The organism is Pseudomonas sp. W5-36 (genome assembly GCF_046540455.1).
GTDB lineage: Bacteria > Pseudomonadota > Gammaproteobacteria > Pseudomonadales > Pseudomonadaceae > Aquipseudomonas > Aquipseudomonas graminis_B.
In genome coordinates, this window is record NZ_JAXCIQ010000001.1 from 516,388 (window position 1) to 542,522 (window position 26,135).

18 protein-coding genes and 2 tRNA genes are annotated in these 26,135 nt (G+C 61.6%); 14 read left to right on the top strand and 6 right to left on the bottom strand.

What is annotated here, in order from left to right; genetic code table 11:
• Window positions 1-31 precede the first annotated feature (31 nt).
• On the top strand, window positions 32-262 hold the full coding sequence (locus SLW74_RS02500; protein ID WP_065986801.1) for a DUF4160 domain-containing protein: 231 nt from the start codon (window positions 32-34) through the stop codon (window positions 260-262).
• On the top strand, window positions 259-789 hold the full coding sequence (locus SLW74_RS02505) for a DUF2442 domain-containing protein (protein WP_410928049.1): 531 nt from the start codon (window positions 259-261) through the stop codon (window positions 787-789). The genes SLW74_RS02500 and SLW74_RS02505 overlap by 4 nt, the downstream gene beginning before the upstream one ends.
• 103 nt (window positions 790-892) lie before the next feature.
• On the opposite strand, the gene SLW74_RS02510 is transcribed toward SLW74_RS02505, so the two are convergent.
• On the bottom strand, window positions 893-1,966 hold the full coding sequence (locus tag SLW74_RS02510) for a DUF748 domain-containing protein (RefSeq protein ID WP_065986805.1): 1,074 nt from the start codon (window positions 1,964-1,966) through the stop codon (window positions 893-895).
• Window positions 1,967-2,092: 126 nt separating this feature from the next.
• Between SLW74_RS02510 and cysK the strand changes: the two genes are divergently transcribed.
• From cysK to SLW74_RS02525, 3 genes are all read left to right on the top strand, one after another.
• The gene (cysK, locus tag SLW74_RS02515; protein WP_410928050.1) at window positions 2,093-3,067 is read left to right on the top strand and encodes a cysteine synthase A; all 975 of its coding nucleotides are present in this window, start codon (window positions 2,093-2,095) and stop codon (window positions 3,065-3,067) included.
• Window positions 3,068-3,220: 153 nt separating this feature from the next.
• Complete coding sequence (locus SLW74_RS02520; RefSeq protein ID WP_065986809.1) at window positions 3,221-4,159, top strand: aspartyl/asparaginyl beta-hydroxylase domain-containing protein; 939 nt, start codon at window positions 3,221-3,223, stop codon at window positions 4,157-4,159.
• Between the two features lie 460 nt (window positions 4,160-4,619).
• Window positions 4,620-5,474, top strand: coding sequence for a DMT family transporter (locus SLW74_RS02525; protein WP_065986811.1), 855 nt, complete (start codon window positions 4,620-4,622; stop codon window positions 5,472-5,474).
• A gap of 468 nt (window positions 5,475-5,942) precedes the next feature.
• Here SLW74_RS02525 and SLW74_RS02530 read toward each other — a convergent pair whose 3' ends face one another.
• On the bottom strand, window positions 5,943-9,416 hold the full coding sequence (locus tag SLW74_RS02530; protein WP_410928051.1) for a NahK/ErcS family hybrid sensor histidine kinase/response regulator: 3,474 nt from the start codon (window positions 9,414-9,416) through the stop codon (window positions 5,943-5,945).
• Window positions 9,417-9,663: 247 nt separating this feature from the next.
• Here SLW74_RS02530 and SLW74_RS02535 point away from each other — a divergent pair, with 247 nt between their 5' ends.
• Together SLW74_RS02535 and SLW74_RS02540 are read left to right on the top strand one after the other, a co-directional pair.
• Window positions 9,664-10,806, top strand: a complete 1,143-nt coding sequence (locus SLW74_RS02535; protein ID WP_410928052.1) for a TDT family transporter — start codon at window positions 9,664-9,666, stop codon at window positions 10,804-10,806.
• Between the two features lie 142 nt (window positions 10,807-10,948).
• A complete protein-coding gene (locus SLW74_RS02540) occupies window positions 10,949-12,820 on the top strand; it encodes an MFS transporter (protein WP_410928053.1) in 1,872 nt (623 codons plus the stop codon).
• 242 nt (window positions 12,821-13,062) lie between these two features.
• On the opposite strand, the gene SLW74_RS02545 is transcribed toward SLW74_RS02540, so the two are convergent.
• Together SLW74_RS02545 and rdgC are read right to left on the bottom strand one after the other, a co-directional pair.
• Window positions 13,063-14,025 carry a bile acid:sodium symporter family protein gene (locus SLW74_RS02545; protein WP_410928054.1) on the bottom strand — a complete coding sequence of 321 codons (963 nt, stop codon included), beginning with the start codon at window positions 14,023-14,025 and terminating at the stop codon, window positions 13,063-13,065.
• A gap of 81 nt (window positions 14,026-14,106) precedes the next feature.
• The gene (rdgC, locus tag SLW74_RS02550; protein WP_065986824.1) at window positions 14,107-15,027 is read right to left on the bottom strand and encodes a recombination-associated protein RdgC; all 921 of its coding nucleotides are present in this window, start codon (window positions 15,025-15,027) and stop codon (window positions 14,107-14,109) included.
• Between the two features lie 159 nt (window positions 15,028-15,186).
• Between rdgC and SLW74_RS02555 the strand changes: the two genes are divergently transcribed.
• A tRNA-Val gene (locus SLW74_RS02555) sits at window positions 15,187-15,262 on the top strand.
• A 19-nt stretch (window positions 15,263-15,281) separates the two neighbouring features.
• Window positions 15,282-15,358 (top strand) — tRNA-Asp (locus SLW74_RS02560).
• Window positions 15,359-16,013: 655 nt separating this feature from the next.
• Here SLW74_RS02560 and nirD read toward each other — a convergent pair.
• The gene (gene nirD / locus SLW74_RS02565; RefSeq protein WP_410928055.1) at window positions 16,014-16,394 is read right to left on the bottom strand and encodes a nitrite reductase small subunit NirD; all 381 of its coding nucleotides are present in this window, start codon (window positions 16,392-16,394) and stop codon (window positions 16,014-16,016) included.
• Window positions 16,391-18,952: a nitrite reductase large subunit NirB gene (gene nirB / locus SLW74_RS02570; protein ID WP_410928056.1), complete on the bottom strand. Its 2,562-nt coding sequence runs from the start codon at window positions 18,950-18,952 to the stop codon at window positions 16,391-16,393. Before nirB ends, nirD begins: the two co-directional genes overlap by 4 nt.
• 593 nt (window positions 18,953-19,545) lie before the next feature.
• On the opposite strand from nirB, the gene SLW74_RS02575 reads away from it, so the two are divergent.
• The 5 genes from SLW74_RS02575 (at window position 19,546) to SLW74_RS02595 (ending at window position 26,082) form a co-directional block, all read left to right on the top strand.
• Window positions 19,546-23,352 (top strand): molybdopterin-dependent oxidoreductase, encoded by a 3,807-nt coding sequence (locus SLW74_RS02575; protein ID WP_410928057.1) that lies wholly within the window; start codon window positions 19,546-19,548, stop codon window positions 23,350-23,352.
• A gap of 192 nt (window positions 23,353-23,544) precedes the next feature.
• Window positions 23,545-24,333: an FKBP-type peptidyl-prolyl cis-trans isomerase gene (locus SLW74_RS02580; RefSeq protein WP_410928058.1), complete on the top strand. Its 789-nt coding sequence runs from the start codon at window positions 23,545-23,547 to the stop codon at window positions 24,331-24,333.
• Between the two features lie 428 nt (window positions 24,334-24,761).
• Window positions 24,762-25,211 (top strand): YkvA family protein, encoded by a 450-nt coding sequence (locus SLW74_RS02585; RefSeq protein ID WP_065986833.1) that lies wholly within the window; start codon window positions 24,762-24,764, stop codon window positions 25,209-25,211.
• A gap of 143 nt (window positions 25,212-25,354) precedes the next feature.
• A complete protein-coding gene (locus tag SLW74_RS02590; protein ID WP_410928059.1) occupies window positions 25,355-25,711 on the top strand; it encodes a helix-turn-helix domain-containing protein in 357 nt (118 codons plus the stop codon).
• Entirely contained in the window at window positions 25,708-26,082 is a 375-nt protein-coding gene (locus SLW74_RS02595) for a hypothetical protein (protein WP_065986840.1), read from the top strand. Before SLW74_RS02590 ends, SLW74_RS02595 begins: the two co-directional genes overlap by 4 nt.
• Window positions 26,083-26,135: the final 53 nt, after the last annotated feature.

Below are 26,135 nucleotides of genomic sequence, written 5' to 3' on the forward strand. Positions count from 1 at the left end.
GTATCGCCAAAATAGCTATACCTTGCAGGCCATGTCGACCAAACACAGATTCAGGGACAAATACAGAATTCAACTGCGGGAAAAGGATCACCTGCCGCCTCACGTGCACCTCACCGGTGGCGGGCTGGATGTGTTGATCTGTCTGCAGTTGGTTGAACCCATGCTCGGCCACGCCCCGGCCGCCGTACTCAGGGAGGCGCTCGAATGGGTAAGGGCCCACCAAACAGAATTACTGGAGGAATGGAAACGATGGCATCCATGAAACGCCCACGCCTCAAAGCCGTCGAGGCGCTGGCTCATCAAAAATTGGCGCTGACATTCATCAACGACGTGACGTACGTCCTCGACCTGAGCGGCGACATCGCGGCAATCCGGGGGCTGCAACCGCTCAAGGATCCGAGCGTGTTCAAGCAGGCGCAGATCGGCGACGACGGCTGGACCGTTGAGTGGGCCGGGCCCGACATCCAGATCGGCGCCGACACTCTTTACCTGGACGCCAAGGCGCAGGCCGCCACCGACGAGAACACACGGATCTTCATCGGCTGGCGCGCGCGCACCGGGTTGCCGCTGGCCCTGGCGGCCGAGGCACTGGGGGTCAGCACGCGAAGCATCACCCGCTACACCAACGGCAGCGAGGCCGCACCGCGCACGTTGGCGCTGGCGTGTCTGGGGTGGGATGCATTGCAGAATCAGGCGGAGAACGGTGTGTTGCTGGCGGAGAAGCGTGCGGCCTATGGAGTTGCCAAAGAGAACCGCGTTGACAAGGGGGCAGCCGAAAGTGGCGAGTGAGCTGACTCGAGGGGGAGGCGTGTCAGCGATCAAGGTCATCGCTGACTAAACGCTTCGCGAGCAAGCTCACTCCTACAGGGATGCGCCAGTCAAAACGCTGCGTTTATTTCGCCTCGCTCTTGCCACTGTCGTAGCGGGTATTGAACGCCTTCACGAAGGCATTGCGCAGGATCTGTAAAAACGCTTCGAACGCACTGATGTCCTGTTTGTGGACACTGCCGCTGAGTTCGACGCGGGTGGCGAACTGGTTCTTCACTTGGTTCTTCAGCACCGTTTCGCTGCCGCCGACCACGGCTTCCCAGATCGAGCGGAAGAAGCCTTTGTTCTGGTTCTCGACGTCCTGCTGCCAGTCAAATACATCGACATTACGCAGAAGGGGCTTGATGTAGCCACTGAGCTGGCCATTGGTGGCCTGGGCTTCGATGACCACATCGCCGTCGCCCGCGTTGAAGTCGAATTTGCCATACGCCGACGCGAAGTCGTTCAGGCGTTTGAGCTGGATACCGGTCGCGCGCAGCTTGAAGTCGAAATCTTCCAGGCTGAACGGGTCGAAGGTCGCTGTGCTTTCCAGTGGCGCATGGCCCAGCAGCATGGCCTTGCCCTCGAAGCGGGCATCGCGCTTGCCGGCTTTGTCTTCGACGTTGGTCAGGTTGTAGATGCTGGCGTTGATGTTGTCGGCATCGATTTTCACTTTCGGCGTCGAATTGAAGTTGCTGAACGTGATCTTGCCGTCCTGAATGCGCAGCTCGTTGAGGGTGATCGGCAGCAGCTTGTTCAACTGAGCACGCCAGTCAGTGCCGGCACCGGTCTGGGACTGGCGCTTGTCCGGGCCACCGTCGACGAAGTTGAGTTCAGGGCTGACAAACGCGACCTCGGCGACCACCGCATGGTCGTACCAGAGCGAGTGCCAGCTGACGGCGAGGTCGATGACCGGCGCATCCAGCAGAGGCACGGGCACCTTGCCATCGACCTTGACGATTTTCAGGCCGTTGATGCGGTACGCCCCGCGCCACAGGGCCAGGTCCACGTCGGTGACCTGACCGCGGTAGTCGCCCATGTCGGCGAGTTTTTCGTTGAGGTAATTGCGCACCACGTAGGGCAGCGCGATGTGGACTGCGATCAGCAACACCACCAAGCCAACAATTGTCCATAACGGCCAGCTGTAACGACGTTTCATGTCTCCACCCTCCAGTAACGTAGCTTTGTTGACTGCTGGCGATGTGATCGGTTCGCTTCGACTGGACGTTGCACCGGCTCAAGGCATAGGCTTTGAGCTTTTCCAAACCTGCACAAGGACCCGGTCATGAGCCGTATTTACGCAGATAACGCCCATTCCATCGGCAACACGCCACTGGTGCAGATCAACCGCATCGCGCCGCGCGGGGTCACCATTCTGGCCAAGATCGAGGGGCGTAATCCGGGGTATTCCGTGAAGTGCCGGATCGGCGCGAACATGATCTGGGACGCCGAAAGCAGCGGTAAACTCAAGCCCGGCATGACCATCGTCGAACCCACCTCCGGCAATACCGGCATTGGCCTTGCGTTCGTCTCCGCAGCCCGTGGCTACAAGCTGACCCTGACCATGCCGGCCTCGATGAGTATAGAGCGGCGCAAGGTGCTCAAGGCCCTGGGCGCCGAACTGGTGCTGACCGAGCCGGCGCTGGGCATGAAAGGCTCCATCGCCAAGGCCGAAGAGTTGCTCGCCAGTGACCCTGCCACATACTTCATGCCGGCGCAGTTCGAGAACCCGGCCAACCCGGCCATTCACGAGAAGACCACCGGACCGGAAATCTGGAACGACACCGACGGCGCCATCGACGTGCTGGTCGCAGGTGTCGGCACGGGCGGCACGATCACCGGCGTCTCGCGCTACATCAAAAACGCCATGGGCAAGCCGATTATCTCGGTGGCCGTCGAACCCATGGGCTCGCCGATCATCACCCAGGCGATGGCCGGTGAAGAGATCAAACCCAGCCCCCACAAGATTCAGGGCATTGGCGCGGGTTTCATCCCGAAGAACCTCGACCTCTCGATTGTCGACCGCGTCGAGCTGGTCAGCGATGAAGAAGCCAAGGCCATGGCCCTGCGGCTGATGCAGGAGGAGGGGATTCTCTGCGGTATCTCCTGCGGCGCGGCCATGCATGCAGCGGTGCGAATGGCCGAGAAACCGGAAATGCAGGGCAAGACGATCGTGGTCGTGCTGCCGGATTCCGGTGAGCGTTACTTGTCGAGCATGCTCTTCAGCGACCTGTTTACTGAACGCGAGCTGACGCAATAATCGTGTGCGCCGCGGCTTCGGCTTTTTACCCGGCGGACTAAAGCTTATGATGGCCGCCATTCGAAACCCGCCGGAAGATTGTCCCAGATCATCCGGCGGCGGTTTCAGCGGCGTAAGCTTCGGGCCGTTCGGCCCTGTTTCAAGGAGAGTTTCATGACCCTTTCTTTTGCTGTCAAAGCGGCGATTCTGCTGCTGTTTGTCGGCAGCACGCTGTACGTGCATTTGCGCGGCAAGGCGCGTTTGCCGGTATTGCGCCAGTTCGTGAATCACTCCGCACTGTTCGCCCCGTATAACGCCTTGATGTATTTGTTCTCCAGCGTGCCCTCAAAGCCGTACCTGGACCGCAGCAAGTTTCCTGAGCTGGACGTGCTGCGCGACAACTGGGAAACCATCCGCGACGAAGCCATGCACCTGTTCGACGAAGGCTATATCCGTGCCGCCGCCAAGGACAACGACGCGGGTTTCGGTTCGTTTTTCAAGAAAGGCTGGAAGCGTTTTTACCTGAAGTGGTACGACAAACCGCTGCCGTCCGCCGAGGCGCTGTGCCCGAAGACGGTTGAGTTGGTCAGCCGTATTCCCAACGTCAAAGGCGCAATGTTCGCCCTGTTGCCCGGCGGTAGCCACCTGAACCCGCACCGCGATCCGTTCGCTGGCTCCCTGCGTTATCACCTGGGCCTGTCGACGCCGAACTCTGACGATTGCCGCATCTTTGTCGATGGTCAGGTGTATGCCTGGCGCGATGGTGATGACGTGATGTTCGACGAAACCTACGTGCACTGGGTCAAGAACGAAACCGACGTCACCCGCGTGATTCTGTTCTGCGACATCGAGCGACCGCTGAGCAATCGCTTCATGACCGCTGTCAACCGCCGCGTCAGCGCGTTTCTGGGCCGTGCCACTGCGCCGCAGAACACCGATGACGAACGCGTTGGCGGGATCAATCAGGCATATGCCTTCAGCAAACGCTTCAGCAACAGCTTCAGCGGCAAGGTCAAGCAGTTCAAACGCGCCAACCCCAAGGCGTATCGCATCCTTCGTCCGGTGCTGGCGGTGGTCGTACTGACGCTGCTGGGCTACTGGCTGTTCGGCTGAACAAACGGTTTTGTCGAGCGCCGTCGCACCCTGCGCGGCGGCGCTTTTTGCTGTCCTGGCAGTTCCGCGTTGGAGCTGTCAACGACGTCGACTTATGACATTGCACAAGGCACCGGTCGCTGGTTATAGTCGGCTTCGTTGCCGCCCCACTTGGCGTCATCCAGTCCTTCCCTTTCAGAAGATAAGCACGATGCCTGCATCCAGCACCCGGTTTGTTTTATCCGCCACGGCTCGCGCTGTTGCGGAGCCGCGCGGCTGCCTGCAACTCGTCTTCATCACGCGTTACCCGCCACCCCCACCTGTGAACAGTCCTGTCGTGTGCGCTGTTGCACCGCCAGGGGTCGTTGTGCTCGGCTGATCGACCGCCTAAACGCTGTCGGTCCAGGCCTGCAAACGCCCGCAAAACTTCCGTGAATCCGGTACGTGCCGGGTCCGATTCTGTCTGAATCACAGGTGACTCATGTTTGCTCATAAAGCCCTGGCCTCGATGGCCACGACGACGCTTTTCGTCCTGCTCTGGAGCAGCGGCGCGATTGTTTCCAAGTGGGGCCTGACCCACGCTTCACCGTTTGCATTTCTGCTGTTCCGTTTCCTGCTGGCGCTTGTGGCGTTGGCGATTCTGATCCCCGCGTTGGGTTACAAGCTTCCCGCCACACGAGCCTCGATGGGCTTCGCGTTGCTGACGGGCGCTGTGCTGCTGGGGGCTTATCAGATCTGCTACCTGCTGGCGCTGGACCTGAAAGTCGCGCCCGGCGTCATGGCCACGATCATGGGCGTGCAACCGATTCTCACGGCCGTGCTGGTCGAGCGCAGCCGTTCGACGTCCCGCATGTTTGGCCTTGGTCTGGGGCTGGCGGGTCTGGTGCTGGTGGTCTGGAAAGGTATCGGCGACGGCGGATCGCTCGCCGGCATGGCGTTCGGCGTGCTCGGCATGTTGAGCATGACCGGAGGTTCGATCATGCAGAAACGCATCACCGACAACCCCCTCGGCACGCTGCCCGTGCAATACCTTGCGGGGACGGTGGTATGTGCGGTGTTCGTGCCGTTTCAGCCCTTTCATTTCGAGCACAGCATCGGCTTCTACGTGCCGGTGCTCTACATGGGGCTGGTGGTGTCGGTGCTCGCGACGTTCCTGCTCTACCGATTGATCGCCCAGGGCAATCTGGTCAACGTCACCAGCCTGTTTTACCTGGTGCCCGGCGTCACCGCGATCATGGATTACCTGATCTACGGCAACCGCCTCGCGCTGGTGAGTTTGCTGGGGATGGTGCTGATTGTGGTGGGGTTGGTGTTTGTGTTCAGGAAGGTTGAGTAGAACCGTCCACCCCCGCCGCGAATTCTTCGGGCACTGCAGATGAAAACTGTAGGAGTGAGCTTGCTCGCGATCTGGCGCGTAGCGGCAGCGAACCGATGCATGAGGTGTATCAGGCATTACCGAGGTGTTTGGTTTTACGACTGCTGCGCAGCCGATCGCGGGCAAGCGCGCTCCTACATTGATCGTGGTCTGGCGCGGAATCTGCGCACGGCCATGAACGGTTTGGGGTCTGCGCTGAATTCATCGGGCACTGCAAAAACTGTAGGAGCGTGGCTTGTCCCGCGATCTGGCGCGCAGCGGCAGCGAACCGATGCATGAGGTGTGTCAGGCATTGCCGGGGCGTCAGGTTTACGACTGCTGCGCAGCCGATCGCTGGACAAGCCACGCTCCTACATGAATCGTCGTCTGGCGCGGAATGTGCGCACGGCGATACACGGATCCGCGCATCAATGCGCGCTCAGCCACTCCTCAACCCAGCCGCACATGCCGACTCAACAATGCCCGCAGCGCTGCGGGTTTCACCGGTTTGGCGAGGTATTCCAGGCCGGCGGCGTGTACCTGGGCGATCAGCTCCGGGCGGCCGTCGGCGCTGATGACGACGCCGGGGACCGGCTCGCCCAATTGCGTACGCAGCCACGCCATCAGTTCGGTGCCGATCTCGCCGTGGTCCAGGTGGTAATCCACCAAGGCCAGGTGCGGGCGAACGCCGTCGCTGAGCAGCGCCTGGCATTCCTCGCGATTGCGCGCCGTCCAGACCTGACACCCCCAGCGGCTCAGCAGGCTGTTCATGCCGATCAGGATGCTGTCTTCGTTGTCGACGCACAGAATCTGGGTGCCGTTCAGCGCGGCGCGCACAGGTTCGGTCGGCGCAGCGGCCGGCGTCGGCAACGCAGGCGCCAGCGGCACCGTAACGCTGAACAGGCTGCCCTGACCCGGCCACGAACGCACTTCCAGCGAGTGACCGAGCACGCGGCACAAGCCGTCGGCAATCGCCAGTCCCAAACCCAGGCCCTTCTCGGCGCGCGTCTGGTGGCTGTCAAGCCGCTTGAACTCCTCGAAAATCACCTGCCGCTTGTCCTCGGGAATACCCGGCCCCCGGTCCCACACTTCCAGGCTCAGTTGCCCGTTACGGCGCCGCACCCCCAGCAGAATCGGCCCCTTGGCGTAACGAAACGCATTAGTCAGGAAGTTCTGCAGCACCCGCCGCAGCAGTTTGGCGTCGCTGGCCACACGCAATGTGCTGCCGCGCACGCGGAAGTCCAGGCCCTGCTCCTGAGCGAGGGCCTTGAATTCGGCACCGAGGGTTTCAAACAGATTATTCAGCGCAAACGGCGTGATGGTCGGCGTGAACTTGCCGTTCTCCAGACGCGAAATATCCAGCAGGTCGCTGATCAGGTCTTCGGCCGAACGCAGCGAGCTGTCCAGATGATGGATCAGCTGTTTCGCTTCCGCCGGCACATTGTCATCGTTGTGCAGCAGGGCCGCGGAGAACAAACGCGCGGCATTCATGGGCTGCATCAAGTCATGGCTGACGGCGGCGAGAAAGCGCGTTTTCGACTGATTGGCCGCTTCCGCATGGGCCTTGGCTTCGGTCAACGCCGTGTTCAACTGCGACAGCTCCCGCGTCCGTTCGGCCACGCGCTGCTCAAGGCTTTCGTTGGCGCCCTTGAGCGCCTGCTCGGCCTCGCGGAAGGCGGTGATGTCAGTGAAGCTCATCACGAAGCCGCCGCCGGGCATCGGGTTGCCGATCAGCTCGATCACTTGACCATTGGGAAACAACCGCTCGGACGTATGCGCGCGGCCCTGGCGCATCCAGTGCAGCCGCCGGGCGACGTGCACCTCCGCTTCACCAGGCCCGAGCAAACCGCGCTCGGCGTTGTAGCGGATGATGTCGGCGATGGGACGTCCCACGCTGATCAGGCCTTCCGGGTAATTGAACAGCTCCAGATAGCGCGCGTTCCAGGCCACCAGTCGCAGGGATTGATCCACCACGCTGATGCCCTGGGTGATGTTTTCGATGGCGCCTTGCAGCAGGGCGCGGTTGAACTGCAGCACTTCGGAGGCTTCGTCGGCGATGCGCACCACGTCTTCGAGTTGCATGTCGCGGCCTTCAATCGCCGCCTTCACCACCGCCCGCGTCGATGACGTGCCCAGCACCCCCGCCAGCAAGCGTTCGGTGTGGGCGATCCAGTCGCCGTTGGCGTTCTGGTTGGGGTTGAAGCCTTTGCCCTGGCGGTAGGCGAAGCGGATGAAGCTCTGCTGCGCGCGCTCTTCGCCGACAAAACGCGCCGAGAGCTTGAGCAAGTCTTCGATCTGCACCGCCAGCAGCGAGCGGTTGTTGGGCCGCGCCTGCAATTCCTGACCGATAAAACGGCCCGCCTGCCAGTGTTCCGACACGCGGGTTCGCGACAGCAGCGAGACCCACACAAACAACGCGAAGTTGCCGATCATCGACAGGGCCACGCCCTGGGTCAGCGGACTGATCGGCAGATTGAACGGGTTGCTGTGCAGCCATGCCAACAGCGGAAAGCTGCTCAGCGACCACCCCATGCTGTGGGCGATGATCGGCAGCACCAGCGTGTAAAACCAGATGAACACCCCGGCAGCGAGCCCGGCGAACACACCGCGTCGATTGGCCGGCTTCCAGTACAGCGCGCCGATCATCGCCGGCATCAATTGCGTGATGGCGGCGAAGGCGATCTGGCCGATGGTCGCCAGGCTCGCAGTCGATCCCAGCAGTCGATAGCTGACGTAGGCGAGCAGCAGGATGACCACAATGCTGACCCGGCGCACCGAGAGCATCCAGTAGCGGAACGCCTCGAACGGACGCTCGGCGGTTTTGCGCCGCAGCAGCCACGGCAGCAGCATGTCGTTGGAGACCATGGTCGACAGCGCGACGCTGGCGACGATGACCATCCCCGTGGCGGCCGATGCGCCGCCAATGAACGCCAGCATCGCCAGCGCCGGGTGTGCATGGGCCAGCGGCACGCTGATCACGAATGAGTCCGGCAGCACCGAGGCGGGCAGCAGCATCTGCCCGGCGAGCGCAATCGGCACCACGAAAACGGCTGCGAGCAGCAGGTAGGCAGGGAACACCCATTTGGCCAGGCGCAAATCTTCGGGCTCGATGTTCTCCACCACGGTGACGTGAAACTGCCGGGGCAGGCAGATGATCGCCATCATGGCGACGCCGGTCTGCACCACCATCGATGGCCAGTTGACCGTTTCTTTCCAGTATTCCTCCAGGCGCGGCGCGAGCATGGCCTGGTTGATCAGGTCATCCACACCGTCGTACAGGCCAAACGTCACGAACGCGCCGACGGCCATAAACGCGAACAGCTTGACCAGCGACTCGAAGGCGATCGCCAGGACCATGCCGCGGTGGTGCTCGGTGGCGTCGAGATTGCGCGTGCCGAAGACGATGGTGAAGAGCGCCAGTACCAGCGACACGATCAGCGCGGTGTCCTGGGCGCGAGTGCCGGTGGCGTCGGCGCCGGCACCGATCAGAATGTTCACCCCCAGCACGATGCCTTTGAGCTGCAGCGCGATGTAGGGCAACACGCCGATCAGGCAGATCAGCGCGACGACGACGGCGAGGGTTTGCGACTTGCCGTAGCGGGCGGCGATGAAGTCGGCGATGGACGTGATGTTTTCCTGCTTGCTGATCAGCACCATTTTCTGCAGCACCCAGGGCGCCAGCAGCAACAGCAGAATCGGACCGAGGTAGATCGGCAAAAACGACCAGAGTTGCTCGGCCGCTTGGCCGACCGAGCCGAAAAACGTCCAGCTGGTGCAGTAAACCGCCAGCGACAGGCTGTACACCCAGGCGCGCAGGCGCGGCGGCAGCGGGGTGCTGCGACGGTCACCGTAAAAGGCGATGGCGAACATGATGGCCATATAGGCCAGGGCGACGGCAGCGATCAGCCCGCTGGACAGCGACATGGGAACTCCGGAGGCAAGCGGCTAGCGGTTTCGGTGGCGATCCTTCGCCGGCCGGACAGTCTCGCACGCCGCGTAGGGTTCGTCTGTTACGACCAAGGTCTGAGCGGCGCGGTGTCGCAGGGGCGCAGCGAATCCATGGTCAACGCATATCTGGGAAATCTATGAGGTATAGCTAAATTACCCGCTTATTCGATATCAGCTGCCGTCCTACTATGGGTGCCACCTCACACGAGGACAGGAGCCCGCCATGACCCACGCCATGTTCATCCCGCAAAGACCCTTCAGCCAACTGAGTCACCCTCGGGAAGTCATCCGCCAATTCACCCCCAACTGGTTCGCCGCGACAATGGGCACCGGCATTCTCTCGGCGGTGCTGGTGCAGCTTCCGGTGACCATCCCCGGCCTGTTCCAGCTGGCGGAAGCCTTGTGGATGCTGAACGTCGTCCTGTTCCTGACCTTCAGTGCGCTCTATATCGCCCGCTGGGTGATGTTTTTCGACGAGGCGCGGCGGGTGTTCGGGCATTCCACGGTGTCGATGTTTTTCGGCACGATTCCCATGGGCCTGGCGACCCTTATTAACGGGTTGCTCACCTTCGGCCTGCCGCATTGGGGCGATGCCGTGCTGCCGTTCGCCGAGCTGTTGTGGTGGCTGGACGTGGCGATGTCTCTGGCCTGCGGCGTGCTCATCCCGTTTCTGATGTTCACCCGCCAGGAACACCGCATCGATCAGATGACCGCCGTCTGGCTTCTGCCCCTTGTCGCCTGCGAAGTGGCGGCGGTGAGCGGCGGGCTGCTGGCGTCGCATCTGGCCGACAGTCACAGCCAATTCAGCGTGCTCATCACCAGCTACGTGCTGTGGGCGATGTCGGTGCCGGTGGCGTTCAGCATCCTGACCATCCTGTTGCTGCGCATGGCCCTGCACAAATTGCCCCACGAAAGCATGGCCGCGTCGAGCTGGCTGGCCCTCGGGCCGATCAGCACCGGTGCATTCGGTTTGATCGTGCTGGGCGCCGATTCGCCGCTGATCTTCGAGGCCAACGGCTTGCCCGGCGTCGGCGAAATCGCCTCGGGCCTTGGCCTGATTGGCGGCGTGATTTTATGGGGTGTCGGCGTGTGGTGGTGCCTGATGGCGCTGCTGATCACCGCCCGTTATCTGCGCAACGGCATCCCGTTCAACCTGGGCTGGTGGGGGTTTACCTTTCCGCTGGGTGTGTTCGCACTGACCACCCTCAAACTGGGCGCTGTACTTCATCTGGGATTCTTTTCAGCCCTCGGCAGCGTGCTCGTCGCTGCATTGGCAGCCCTGTGGCTGATGATCATGAAGCGCACCCTGAGCGGCGCCTATAACGGCAAGCTGTTCGTTTCGCCGTGCATCGCTGCCTCACGGTAAATAACGCTCGCGCGCTCTAACGGGCTATCCGTTGGAGCGCATGCTCGACTTTGCCGCCGGTGTCGTCTTCAATGTGGCCCGGAACCGCCGTTCGGCGTTCCCATCCGTAAGCCGGCACCGGCGCCACTCAGGACCAGGGAAGATGAGTCAGTCGCAGTTCAGTTTGTTGGGTAAGCGGCGCTTTCTGCCGTTTTTCGTGACCCAGTCCCTCGGGGCGTTCAACGACAACATCTTCAAGCAGTCGCTGATCCTCGCCATTCTCTACAAGCTGAGCATCGACGGCGACCGCTCCATCTACGTCAACCTCTGCGCCTTGCTGTTCATCCTGCCGTTCTTCTTGTTCTCGGCGCTGGCCGGGCAGTTTGGCGAGAAATACCCCAAGGACAAACTGATCCGCATGATCAAGGTCCTGGAGATCGTGATCATGGTGGTGGGGGCCACCGGTTTTCTCTTCAATCACCTGTCGCTGATGCTGGCCGCGCTGTTCGCCATGGGCACCCACTCGGCGCTGTTCGGGCCGGTGAAGTACTCGATTCTGCCGCAGCACCTGCATGAAAACGAACTGGTGGGCGGCAACGGCCTGGTGGAAATGGGCACGTTTCTGGCGATCCTGGCCGGCACCATCGGCGCCGGGGTCATGATGTCGGCGACCCATTACGCGCCCATCGTGGCGGCAGCGATGGTCTCGGTGGCCTGCCTGGGTTATCTCGCCAGCCGGGGCATTCCGCCGGCAGCCGCCGCTTCGCCGGACATGCGCCTGAACTGGAACATCTTCAGCGAATCCTGGGCCACCCTGAAACTCGGCCTGGGCCAGACCAAAGCGGTGTCGCGTTCCATCGTCGGCAACTCGTGGTTCTGGTTCGTCGGGGCGATTTATCTGACGCAGATCCCGGCCTACGCCAAGGAGTTTCTGTACGGCGATGAAACCGTCGTCACCCTGATTCTGACCGTATTCTCCATCGGCATCGCCGCCGGTTCCATGCTCTGCGAGCGACTGTCCGGGCGCAAGGTGGAGATCGGTCTGGTGCCGTTCGGCTCCATGGGCCTCACCGTGTTCGGCCTGCTGTTGTGGTGGCATTCCGGTGATTTCCCACAGAACGTGCAGGCCAACAACTGGCTGGCGATTCTGGGTTACGGACAGGCGTGGTGGGTGTTGCTGGACATCCTCGGCATCGGCGTCTTCGGCGGGTTTTACATCGTGCCGCTGTACGCGCTGATCCAGTCACGGACGCCGGAGAAGGAACGCTCGCGGGTCATCGCGTCCAACAACATCCTCAACGCGCTGTTCATGGTGGTCTCGGCGATCGTTTCGATCATCCTGCTGAGCGTGGCGAAACTGTCGATTCCGCAGCTGTTCCTCGTCGTGTCGCTGATGAACATCGCGGTCAACGCCTACATCTTCAAAATCGTGCCCGAGTTCACCATGCGCTTCATGATCTGGCTGCTCAGCCATTCCATGTACCGCGTTGAGCATCGCGACCTCGATTTGATCCCTGATGAACGCGCGGCGTTGCTGGTCTGCAACCATGTCTCGTTCGTCGACGCGCTGTTGATTGCCGGCTCAGTGCGCCGGCCGATCCGCTTCGTCATGTACTACAAGATCTTCAATCTGCCGGTGCTGAATTTCGTGTTCCGCACGGCGGGCGCGATCCCGATTGCCGGCATCAAGGAGGACAAGGCGGTGTTCGACACAGCGTTCGAACGCATCGCCCATTACCTCAAGGAAGGCGAGCTGGTGTGCATCTTCCCGGAAGGCAAGCTGACCACCGACGGCGAGATCGACACCTTCAAAAGCGGTATGACCCGGGTCTTGCAGGAGACCGACGTGCCGGTGATTCCAATGGCTTTGCAGGGGTTGTGGGGCAGCTTCTTCAGCCGCGATCCGAACAAGGGCGTATTCCGCCGGCTGTGGTCGCGCGTGACGTTGGTGGCCGGGCCGGCATTGACGGGGGAAGAGTCGCAACCGGCGCTGGTGCGCGAGCGGGTGGCGCAGTTGCGGGGTGCGGTGCGTTAGGAAGAGGGGCGATGCGTCAGTCAGAATCCAAGATTTCAGACTGCTGAATAGTCTGCGGGAGACTGCTATCTGACCTGTGACAGAGGAACCGTGGGAGTGAGCTTGCTCACGAAGAGGCCGGTACAGCCGCTAAACCTTCGGCGGCAGGAATACTGTCTTCGCGAGCAAGCTCGCTCCCACATGTATCGCGTTTATCGGACGATGAGTAGGTGATCGGGGATCTCCCACTGGAGCCATTCCGATCAACCTGCAATTGGCTTCTCTTCCGCAACCACCGCATCCGGGGTCATCTTGCGGAAGTACGTAGAAAGCAACGCACCGGAAATGTTGTGCCAGACGCTGAACAGCGCGCTTGGCACCGCCGCCAGTGGCGAAAAGTGCGCGGCGGCCAGTGCGGCGCCGAGGCCTGAGTTCTGCATGCCGACTTCCAGGGACAGCGATTTGCGCTGGGCCAGCGGCAGCTTGAACAGCTTGCCGGTGAAGTAGCCCAGCAAAAAGCCGAAGCTGTTGTGCAGGATCACCACGGCCATGATCAGCAGTCCCGATTCGGCAATCTTCGCCTGACTCGCTGCCACCACCGCGCAGACGATCATCACGATACTCACCACCGACACCAGCGGCAGCACGTCGACGGCAAAGCTCACCTTGGCGCCCAGCAGGCGTTGAGCGATGACGCCCAGCACGATCGGCAGCATCACCAATTGCAGGATCGACCAGAACATCTCCATGAAGGACACCGGGAGCCACGCCGAGGCCAGCAGCCAGATCAGCGCCGGGGTCAGCAGCGGGGCGAGGAGGGTGGTGACGGCGGCGATGGCCACCGACAGCGCCAGGTCACCTTTCGCCAGCCAGGTCATGACGTTGGACGATGTGCCGCTCGGGCAGCAGCCGACCAGAATCACGCCTACGGCGATTTCCGGTGGCAGGTGAAACAGCTGGCAAAGCAGCCAGGCAACGCCGGGCATGATCACGAAATGCGCGACCACCCCCAGAGCCACGCGCCAGGGGTGGCGCACGACTTCAGAAAAATCATCGAGCTTGAGGGTCAGGCCCATGCCGAACATCACCAGCCCCAACAACGGCACGATGTACGACTTGAGGCCAATGAACCAGGACGGGAACAGGAACGCCAGCACAGCAAACAGCAGCACCCAGTACGCGAAGGTATTACCGACAAAACGACTCAACGCAGCCAGGGCGCGCATGGCCTGCTCCTTTCTTATGGGTATGAAGGGGATGCAGACGCTAAGGAGCCAGCAAGCCGGCCCCTGCGTCAGTGGGCGAAATCAGATCCCCTGGGGAATCTCTTCGCCGCCCAGTGCTTCCATCAATTGCGGCAGGAACTCACCGAACGTCAGCATCATCAAGGTGAAGCTGGCGTCCTGCTGACCCAGCGCATCGTCGCCGCCGTTCTGCTCGGCTTCATCCTGCAGCAGGTCTTCGAACTTCAGGCGTTTGATACCGAGCTTGTCATCCAGCACGAACGACAGCTTGTCCTGCCACGCCAGCGACAGCTGAGTGACGACCTTGCCGGTGCTCAGGTGCAGTTGGATTTCGTCGCTGGTCAGGTCCTGACGCTTGCACTTCACAACGCCGCCGTCTTCGTGGGTGTCGCGCAGTTCGCATTCGTCCAGCACGAAGAAGTGCTCGGCGGTCTCGCCAGTCTTGACCCACTCGGTCATGACGGCGGTTGGCGCTGTTTTGACGGTCACGGGGCGGACGGGCAGCGAGCCGACCACTTCACGCAGGGTCGACAGCAGGTCTTCGGCGCGCTTCGGGCTGGAAGCGTTGACCAGAATCACGCCCTGCTTGGGGGCGATGGCGGCGAACGTGGCCGAGCGACGGATAAAGGCGCGGGGCAGAAAGGCCTGGATGATTTCATCCTTGAGCTGATCGCGTTCCTTCTTATAGACCTTGCGCATCTGCTCGGTCTCGATTTCTTCGACTTTCTCTTTCAATGCATCGTTGACCACGCTGCCGGGCAGGATGCGTTCTTCCTTGCGCGCCGAGATCAGCATGAAATCACCGCTGACGTGCACCAGTGGCGCGTCTTCGCCCTTGCCGAACGGGGCGATGAAACCGTAAGTGGTCAACTCCTGGCTGGCACAGGCACGTGCAGGCTTGGTCGCCAACGCGGTTTCCAGCGCCTCGGCGTCAAATGGCAGGTCCTGGGTCAGGCGATAGACAAGCAGGTTTTTGAACCACATGGGGTACATCTCTCCTTTATACAAAGGGGGGCATTATTCGCTGCTGCGACCCTGCGGCCAACCCTGATGTAAGCCTTTGGAAGGATTATAAAATTTATTTCAAAAAGTGCTTGCCAGCTTTTTGATCGCTCCGTAGAATGCGCGCCACACCGAAGCGAAGGGTGATTAGCTCAGCTGGGAGAGCGTCTGCCTTACAAGCAGAATGTCGGCGGTTCGATCCCGTCATCACCCACCATTCGTTTCAAGTGTTACGCGCAGCGGTAGTTCAGTCGGTTAGAATACCGGCCTGTCACGCCGGGGGTCGCGGGTTCGAGTCCCGTCCGCTGCGCCATATTGAGTTACGAGGCCCTTGAACTCCTCGTAACGACAAAGAGAGCGACCTTAGGGTCGCTTTTTTTGTGCCTGCGATTTGGTGGGCGCGGCTGATCTGAGGTGACCAGTGTCCACACTGGCCTCTTCCCGGCTAAAGCCGGTCCTACGAAAAGCAGCGCGTGCATCCAGTTCAACTATTCATAGCCCGCAAGCCTGATGATGCTCACACCGGCCTCTTCCCGGCTGAAGCCGGTCCCACGAAAAGCACTGCGTAGTCCCGTAGGACCGGCTTCAGCCGGGAAGCTTTTGATCTGCTTTTGATCTTCGTACACAGAAGGCCCAAACACCGCCAATCGCGACTTGGGTGCAGGCTGAACGCAGGTCTCGCGCAGTGGGCCGAGCGGCATGGATGCCGCGAGAGCGCCGTCAGGACATGGATGTCCGTTCGGCGCGGGCCCACGGAGCGAGACCGGAGTGAGGGAACCCCGAGGCACGAGGGGCCCAACCAGGAGCAGGCACCCTTGGTTACTTGGGGTGCTTTTCCAAGTAACTCGCCGAAGGCGAAATGTCTGCCGTTAGGCAGACGCTCTTGACCTTCTCTCAGCCGCACCGCGCACTCGGGGACAGATTAATTTACGGTGAAGCGCTGTAAATAAATCAGTCCCCTAGACCCACTAGTCCCCTAGACCCACCTCCACAACATCCCCCACCAGCCGAACCGGCCAGGTCCGCAGCCGCAGCGCTGCGTCTTCAAGGCACGTGCCATCCACCAGCCGGTAATGCTGCTTATATAGAGGCGAAGCGATCACAAGGTCCCCGCCCAAACTGCCGACCAACCCCCGACCCATCACATTCACCCCCGTCACCGGATCGCGATTGTCCACCGCAAACAACTGGGGCGCGCCGCCAATCGAGGCCACAAAAAACAGCGCCACCTGCGCATTGCCCACCAGCGCCACCACCCCGGAATTCAGCACCAGATCCTCGCGCGCACACACCGCGCGCCACACCTGAGCTTTTGGCATCTCCCTCACAGCCGCATTGGCCTGGCTCATCGTGAAACCTCCACAGCAGCAATCAGATTCAACTCTTCAGCGCGAGCGGGACGACGCTGGCTGCGCTCCTTGACGAAATGAATGTCCGGGTCAGCGCCCTTGTCATTGACGAACGTGCGGAAACGCTTGAGTTTCTCCGGGCTCTTCAGCGCATTCGCCCACTCGCATTCATAACGGTCGACCACCAACTGCATCTGCGCCTCCAGTTCAGCGGCCAGCCCCAGGCTGTCATCGATCACCACGGCCTTCAGAAAATCCAGCCCGCCTTCAATGGACTCGCGCCAGACCGACGTTCTCTGCAACTTGTCAGCGGTGCGGATGTAAAACATCAGCACGCGGTCGATGTAGCGAATCAGCGTCTCGTCGTCCAGATCGGTGGCGAACAGCTCGGCGTGGCGCGGGCGCATGCCGCCGTTGCCGCACACGTAGAGATTCCAGCCGTTCTCCGTGGCGATCACGCCGATGTCCTTGCTCTGGGCTTCGGCGCATTCACGGGTGCAACCGGACACCGCGAACTTCAGCTTGTGGGGTGAACGCAGGCCCTTGTAGCGGTCCTCGATGTTGAGCGCCATCTGCACGCTGTCCTGAACGCCGTAACGGCACCAGGTGCTGCCGACGCAGGACTTCACCGTCCGTGTGGATTTGCCGTAGGCATGGCCGGTCTCGAACCCGGCGGCGATCAGCTCGGCCCAGATGTCCGGCAGCTCGTGCAACTGCGCACCGAACAGGTCGATGCGCTGGCCACCAGTGATCTTGGTGTACAGGTCGTATTTCTTCGCGACCGCGCCAATGGCGATCAAGCCGTCGGCAGTGATTTCGCCCGCCGGGATGCGCGGCACCACCGAATACGTGCCGTTCTTCTGCATGTTGGCCATGAACGTGTCGTTGGTGTCCTGCAACGGCACCAGCGACGGTTCCATGATCGGCCGATTCCAGCACGAGGCGAGGATCGAACCGACAGTGGGCTTGCAGATGTCGCAACCCAGATGGCCTTTACCGTGGCGAGCAAGCATCTCGTCGAAGCTTTCAATGTTTTCCACGCGGGCGAAGGCGTACAGCTCCTGACGCGTGAAGGGGAAGTGCTCGCACAGGCTTTTATCGACGGTGACGCCGCGGGCGATCAGCTCGTGCTCGAACACGCTCTTCAGCAGCGCTGCACAACCGCCGCAACCGGTGGCGGCCTTTGTGCAGGCCTTGAGCCCGGCGAGGTCCGTGCAGCCGCCGTCGATGGCCGAGCAGATCGAGGCCTTGCTGACGTTGTGGCACGAGCAAATGGTTGTCGTGGCGGGCAGGGCATCGGCGCCAAGCGTCGGCGCGCCGTCGCTGTGGGGGAGGATCAGGCTAGACGGATCGGCCGGCAGCTTGATGCCGTTCTGCACGTATTGCAGCAAGGTGTCGTAATAGCTGTTGTCACCCACCAGCACGGCGCCGAGCACCTTTTTGCCATCGGCGGACACCACCAGGCGGCGATAACTGCCGGTGGCCTCGTCGATAAACCGGTAGCTGCGCGCGCCCGTCAACGCGCCGTGGGCATCGCCGATGGAGCCAACGTCGACGCCCAGCAGTTTGAGTTTGGTCGACATGTCGGCGCCGAAGAATGGCTCGGCGGTCAGGTCGCACAATTGCGCGGCGACGTTGCGCGCCATTTGATAACCCGGCGCGACGAGGCCGAAAACGCTGCCGTTCCAGGCGGCGCACTCACCGATGGCAAAAATGTCGGCGTCGCTGGTGCGGCAATGTTCGTCGATGGCGATGCCGCCGCGCGGGCCCAGCGCCAGTTCACACTGGCGGGCGAGGGCGTCCTGGGGGCGTATGCCAGCAGAGAAGACGATCAGATCGGTTTCGAGGAATTCATCGCCGGCGAAATTCATCCGGTAGCGGTATTCCTCACCCGCGCTGATGGATTGCGTCGCGCGAGACAGGTGCACGCCCACGCCCAGCGCTTCGATGCGCGCCTTCAGGGCGGCGCCGCCGTGATCGTCCAGCTGCACTGGCATCAGGCGCGGCGCGAATTCCACCACGTGGGCTTCCAGGCCCAGGGACTTCAGCGCGTTGGCCGCTTCCAGTCCCAACAGCCCGCCGCCGACCACCACGCCGCGTTTTGCCTGGCTGGCGGCGGCGCGGATGGTGTCGAGGTCGTCCAGGGTGCGGTAGACCAGCCGAGAATGGCCTTCAGCGCCTTCGATGGGCGGCACGAAAGGATAGGAACCCGTCGCCAGCACCAGCTTGTCGTACCCGAAGCTGCCCTTGGCGGTGATCACTTCGCGCCGCGCCCGGTCGATTTCCAGCACCGGCACACCCAGGTGCAGCGCAAGCCCGGTCTGCTCATATAAAGAAGCAGCGCTCATCGCCAGTGACTCGGCGTCGCGACCACCAAAGTATTCGGACAGATGCACGCGGTCGTAGGCGCGCTGGCCTTCCTCACCGAACACATGAATGCGATAGCGCTCAAGGGCGCCGGCGGCGATCAGTTGCTCGACGCAGTGGTGACCCACCATGCCGTTGCCGATGACGATGAGGGTTTGGACGTCGTTGAGTGGGGCGACTGTGGTGTTCATATCGAGTCCCGGCCAAGGCCAATCAGGTTTTTCGAAAGCAAAAAAAAAGGCGCCCGGAACCTCTCGGTTCCAGGCGCCTTTGCCTGTTCTTTTAGGGGTTGCCGCGCGACCACAGGTCGACGCCAACCTGGTGAGCCCGACGCCGCGAACGGCTGGCGGTCCGCGTTGACCGGCCAGGGCTGCCAACCGCGTGTTCAGGCTGGACTTGATAAGAGACTTAGCAATGGCTGTGCCAGTGGGAATATCGACGCGCCCGCCCCGTTTCTTTCCGGCCAGATGCGCAGGTTTGACGGGCCAGAAGCGTGATCGTTATTCGATCTCGTCGCCCTCCATAGCGAACGGTTCCGGCTCGAAAAGGGTGCGATTTACACTGGTGCGCCCCACGGTGAAGCTCAACGCCCATTGATCGTGTGAGCAACTTTCGCTGAAACCGCCCGCTGCACGTTCCACGGCCAGGCTGGCCTGCTGTTTGCAATATCCTGTTCACAGGCAATCAACGCCGATTGCCATATTCACGACAAAGGCGCCGTGTGCTCTCCGTTTTTTCAACGGATGAGAACAGGGCGCCTTTTTTTGCTTTCAGGAAACGGAATATGGCGAGCAGCAGCGTAAAGAGCGTGTGTCCTTATTGTGGCGTAGGTTGCGGCATCGTCATGCAGGTCGAGGACAACCGGGTCATCAAGGTCGTCGGCGACAAGACGCACCCGAGCAATTTCGGCCGACTGTGTACCAAAGGCACCACCTGCGGCCAGGCGATTGCCGAGTCGGGGCGGATGGAGTCCGCCTACATCCGCCATCAGCGCAGCCACGAGCCAGTGCGCGCGGAAATGGACGCCGCCATCAGCGAAACCGCCCGGCGCTTGCGTGGGATTCTGGATCGCGACGGTCCCGGTGCACTGGCGTTTTACGTCTCGGGGCAGATGTCTCTGGAGGCGCAGTACTTGGCCACCAAGCTCGCCAAGGGCTTCGTGCGCACGGCCAATATCGAGTCCAACTCGCGGCTGTGCATGGCCAGCGCGGGCAGCGGCTACAAGCTCTCGTTGGGCGCGGACGGCCCGCCCGGGTCCTACGATGACTTAGACAAGGCCGACCTGTTTTTTGTGATCGGCGCCAATATGGCCGACTGTCACCCCATTCTGTTCCTGCGCATGATGGACCGGGTCAAGGCCGGGGCGAAGCTGATCGTCGTCGACCCCCGGCGCAGTGCCACCGCCGACAAGGCCGGCTTGTTCCTGCAAATCAAACCGGGCACCGACCTCGCGCTGCTCAATGGGCTGTTGCACTTGCTGGTGAAGAACGGCGACACCGATGCCGACTTCATTGCCTCGTTCACCCAGGGCTGGGACGTCATGCCCGACTTCCTCGCCGAGTACACGCCCGCATACGTCGCGCAGACCACCGGCCTGGCCGAAGCCGACATTCGTCAGGCTGCGTGGATGATCGGCACGGCACCCGAGTGGATGAGTTGCTGGACCATGGGCCTGAACCAGAGCACCCACGGCACCTGGAACACCAATGCGCTGTGCAACCTGCACCTGGCGACCGGAGCGGTTTGCCGGCCCGGCAGCGGTCCGTTTTCCCTGACCGGCCAACCGAATGCCATGGGCGGAAGGGAAATGGGCTACATGGGCCCGGGACTTCCCGGACAGCGCTCGGTGTTGGTAGACGCCGACCGCCGCTTCATCGAAGACCTCTGGCGCATCCCGGAGGGCAGCATCCCGCACATGCCCGGCGGCGGCACCATCGACCTGTTCGAGCAGATGCGCGAGGGCGTGATCAAGGCCTGCTGGATCATCTGCACCAACCCGGTCGCCAGCGTTGCCAACCGCACCACGGTCATCGACGCCCTGAAGACCGCCGAACTGGTCATCACCCAGGACGCCTTCCTCGACACCGAGACCAATCGCTACGCCGACATCTTGTTGCCGGGCGCGCTTTGGGCTGAGGCGGAAGGGGTGATGATCAATTCCGAACGCAATCTAAACCTGACACAGAAAGCCGTCGATGCACCGGGCCAGGCGTTGCCGGACTGGCAGATCATCGCCAGGGTCGCCTGTGAAATGGGCTTCGCCGACGCCTTCAGTTACGCCTCGGCGGAGGAAGTGTTCGAGGAAATCAAACAGGCGTGGAACCCCGCCACGGGCTACGACATTCGCGGCGCCAGCTATGGGCGGCTTCGGGATCAACCGATGCAGTGGCCGTGCGCGCCCGATGACGAGCGCGTGCGCAATCCGATTCGCTACCTCAGCGAGATCAACGCGCGGCCCGTCGAGCGGGGCACACCAGCACGCCCGGCGATTGTCTTTCCCACCGCAAACGGCAAAGCGGTATTTTTCCCACGTCCGCACATGCCTCCCGCTGAACTGCCCAACGATGCATTTCCGATGGTGCTCAACACCGGCCGCCTGCAACACCAATGGCACACGCTGACCAAGACCGGGAAAGTCCCGACACTGAACGCGCTAAATGCCCGTCCGTTCGTCGAGCTGCACCCCGACGATGCCCTTGCGCTGGGCATCCGCGAAGGCGATGGCGTGGAAATCCGTTCCGTACGAGGCCTGGCGGTGTTGCCTGCGGTGATCAGCGACCGCGTGCTGCCGGGCAACTGCTTCGCGCCCTTTCACTGGAATGACGTGTATGGCGAAAAGCTGGCGATTAACGCCGTGACCAACGACGCCGTCGACCCGATCTCCCGCCAGCCCGAATTCAAGTGCTGTGCGGTCGCCTTGCGCAAGGTCGAGCTGATCGGGCATCGCCTCCTCGATGTGCCCCAAGTCGACGCCGAGACGCAGACAGCACCTGACCAGGCGCCGCTGTTGACGCTGCTCTGGGCATCACAAACCGGCAATGCCGAGGCCTTGGCCCGGCAGTTCGGCGACCGGTTGAAGACTGCCGGCGTGCCCGTTCACGTGGCGGCGATGGACAGTTTCCCCTGCGAGCGTCTGGACCAAATGCAGAACGTCGCACTGATCAGCAGCACCTTCGGCGACGGCGAATCACCCGATAACGGGCAACGGTTCTGGGAGTCGCTGGCTGCCCGGCAAGAACGTCTGGAATCGCTGCGCTACGCCGTGCTGGCGCTGGGCGATTCGAGTTACGACCGCTTCTGTCAGCACGGCAAGAACCTCGACCAGCGCCTGCAGCACCTGGGCGCTTCGTCACTGCTCCCCAGAATCGATTGCGACGGCGAATACCAGGCCCACGCAGACAGCTGGTTCACCGGGTTGCAGCAGGCGCTGTCGCTGAATCTTCCTACCCCTTCAATCACTGACAACGCCCCGGTTGTTGGGCGACAGCCTTCACGGACACAGCCCCATCACGCCAGGGTTTCGCTCAACCGGCGACTGAATACGGAGGGTGCCGCCAAGGACACGCGGCAACTGGCATTGACCCTTGAAGGTTCAGGAATGACCTATGAAGCCGGCGACGCGTTGGGGGTGTGGCCGCGCAATTGCCCTGAACTGGTGAACGAGTGGCTCGAGCTTACGGGTCTGAACGCCGAGCAACCGGTGCGTGGCGTGAAGGCTGGCGACGTGCCGCTGTGTCAGGCGCTGGCCGAGCAGTTCGAGATTGCGCGACCTGGCGCAGACACTTTGGCGTTCATCGCCGAGCGTAACGGCAGCAACGATCTGAAAACCCTGCTGACCGAACCCTTCAAAAGCGAGCTTAAGGACTGGCTGTGGGGCCGGCAGTTGGCCGACGTATTGCGCGAGTTTCCCATCGCCTGCTCTGCGCAGGAATGGCTCGACCACCTCAAGCCGCTGCAACCGCGGCTTTATTCCATCGCGTCGAGCGCCAAAGCGCATCCCGATGAAGTTCACCTGACGGTTTCCGCGGTGCGCTATGGATCGCGCAAAGGCGTGTCGTCGACCTTTCTGGCGGATCGTGCGGGCGAGTGCGAGGTGCCGATTTTCCTGCAGCCCACGCGGCATTTTCGCCCGCCGGTCGATGGCAATGTGCCGATGATCATGATCGGTCCGGGCACCGGTGTGGCGCCGTTCAGAGCGTTTTTACAAGAGCGGCGCGCCCGGGGCGATAGGGGCCGGAACTGGCTGTTCTTTGGCGAGCAGCATCAGGCCACCGACTTTTATTACCGCGACGAGCTTCAAGGCATGCAGCAGGACGGCCTGCTCACTCGGCTGAGCCTGGCGTTTTCCCGGGATCAGGCAGAGAAAATCTACGTTCAACAGCGCATACAGGAACAGGGCGCCGAACTCTGGCGCTGGCTGGAGGAGGGCGCGCACCTGTACATCTGCGGCGATGCTTCGCGGATGGCGCGGGATGTCGATCAGGCGCTGCGTCGTGTGATCAGCGAACAGGGCGGCGTCAGCCTGGAAAAGGCGGCCGAACAGCTGCGCTGTCTGACCGAGCAGAAGCGCTATGTGCGCGACGTGTATTAGCGCCGTTCTCTCCCCCCGTGGCTGTCCCCTGAACCCCAACTGAACGAATTTCTCGATCAAACAAGAAAACCTTTGGATACCTGAACTTATCTGCCTTTTCTCCCTCTCATGCCGGTAGCCATTGATCGCGGCAGCCTGATAAGCTCGCGGCTTTACTCGTTTGCCCTATTGGCGCATGAACAAGGAAACAGAATGAAACAGCATCGGTTGGCAGCGGCGATTGCCCTGGTCGGTCTGGTACTCGCGGGCTGCGACAAGCAAGCCAGCACCGTTGAGCTGAAAACCCCGGCCCAGAAAGCCTCTTACGGCATCGGCCTGAACATGGGCAAAAGCCTGGCTCAGGAAGGCATGGACGATCTGGATTCCAAAGCGGTAGCGCTGGGTATCGAAGACGCCGTTGGCAAGAAAGAGCAGAAGCTCAAAGACGAAGAGTTGGTTGCAGCATTCGGCGACCTGCAAAAGCGCGCTGAAGAGCGCATGGCCAAGATGAGCGAAGAGTCGGCAGCCGCCGGCAAGAAGTTCCTCGAAGAGAACGGCAAGCGTAAGGAAGTCACCACGACTGCTTCCGGCCTGCAATACGAAATCATCAAGAAAGCCGACGGTCCAGTACCGAAGCCGACTGATGTCGTGACCGTTCACTACGAAGGCAAGCTGACTGACGGCAAAGTGTTCGACAGCTCTGTTGAACGTGGCAGCCCGATTGATCTGCCGGTCAGCGGCGTGATCCCGGGTTGGGTCGAAGGTCTGCAGCTGATGCACGTCGGCGAGAAAGTCAAACTCTACATCCCTAGCGAATTGGCCTACGGCGCACAGAGCCCTAGCCCAATGATCCCGGCGAACTCGGTTCTGGTCTTCGACCTCGAACTGCTGGGCATCAAGGACCCTGCTGCTGCAGGCGCCAATGATGCTGCCGTCGGCGCTGATGAAGAAGAAGAGGCTGCCCCGGCCGCCGAACCGGCCAAGCCAGCCGCCAAGAAGTAATCGTTCGTAAGTTCGGTTACCGCTTGAAAGAAATGCCCCGTCTCGACGGGGCATTTTCATTTCCGGGCCTATTTCATCGAACCGGCATGGACGGGCAGAGTCCCATGTCGGTCAGTCAACGGGCTTTAACCCGGGATTTGTCGGAGGCTGCGGGGCGCTCATCGCGGTCCTCATTGGATTGTGGCTAGCGCCACAGCCCCAGTGAGTCAACGATTTTCGCGGGTTTTTATGTGTGTAAAAAACGCGCGATCTAAGTCCGGCCCCTGTAGAACGGGCGTTCCGACCCCGAAAAGCGGGTCTGTTCACAAGGTTATCCACAATTTGTGTGGATAACCTTTGGGGGCGGAACCCGCACACGCGTCAGCAGGCGACTGCGGCTTACCCAGTCAGCCGGAATGTCGATTTTTATCGGTAATCGTGGAGTGGATATGAAAGCACCCTGGAATCTCATTCGTTATCTGCCCATGGCCAAGCGCTTGATGGCCGCAGGTCGCCTGCCCGCGTTGCTGTTCGCCGTTGCAGGTAAAACCGCCAGTGAGGGCGGTCGGCTGGGCAAGATCAAAGACGATTTGAAACTGCTTCAAGCGCTGTGCCTGGCCTACTGGCGCGGGGAATATCGCGCTATCAGCGGTAAGGCGATTCTCTCTATCGTGGCCGGTCTGATGTATTTCCTCAGCCCACTGGATGCGATTCCCGACTGGATCCCCGGCTTGGGTATGCTGGACGACATCGCCGTCCTGGCTTGGGTGATGAAGCACCTCGAAGCCGAGCTCAGCGCATTCCGTGCCTGGCGCGAATTGCAGAACCCGGAGAAGCTCGCGGTGGTCGAGCGTTTGCCGGCAACGCCTGTCCTGCTGGAGCACGAGAAAAAGATTTGAACGCGGGTTGGTGCAGCTCATCCATTCCGTCGCCAGTGCTGCAGTGATCCCCACACCCAAGTCGTAGCCAACCGCTGTTAAGATGCCGCCCATACTTAGAAAAAGACTGCTTAAAAGCGTGTTTAGTCCTACAGGGGAGCGTTATGGATCTTCAGGTTATTTCGCGCGATGGAGAGCCGGAATATGCGGTGCTGCCATGGGCGCAGTATCAGGCCCTGTTGCGCGCCGCAGGTGTTGCGCCTGGCCCGGAGCCAGAGGCGGCTACCCACACCCAGGCCGAGTCTGAACAGTCCTCATCCGCCGCAGACCTGCCTTCTTTATCTCAGTTGGGTGCATTGCGCGAGGCCAAGGGCCTGGCAGTGGCGCAACTGGCGCGCACGGTCGGCATCAGTCCTTCTTACCTGGACCTGATTGAGAGCGGCGCCCGTGAGCCGGACGCGGCCATTCGCCGGAGTCTGGCGTGGGAGCTGGGCGTCGCGGGCTGGCGGGGTGAGGCATGAGCGTGCGGATCAGTCGCCAGCACTGGGACGGGCTGCTCGCCGAACTGGACCTGGCCCGTCGTCAGCGTCATCTGGTGACCTATCGCGCGTTGCTTGAGCGGTTGCAATTACCCACCCCCGCCATGCAAACCCTGACTGCCGCCCTTGAACACCTCGCCGCCCTCGACGCCCGCGCCGAGCAGCCATTGCGCAGTTCGTTGGTGATCAGTCAGGGCGCCAGCCGTCTGCCTCGCACCGGGTTCTTTGAATGCGTCGAACGCCTCGGCCGTTTCTCCGGACCCTCTGACGGCATCGCTGCAGCGTCCTGGCACGCCTCGGAAGTGGCCCGCGTGTTTGAATTCGAGTATGCGCAGCCGGTAAAGCCGGAGTAGAGCATCTTCTGATTCGAGGTTTGCCGGACTGTCGCCTTCGCGGGCAAGCTCGC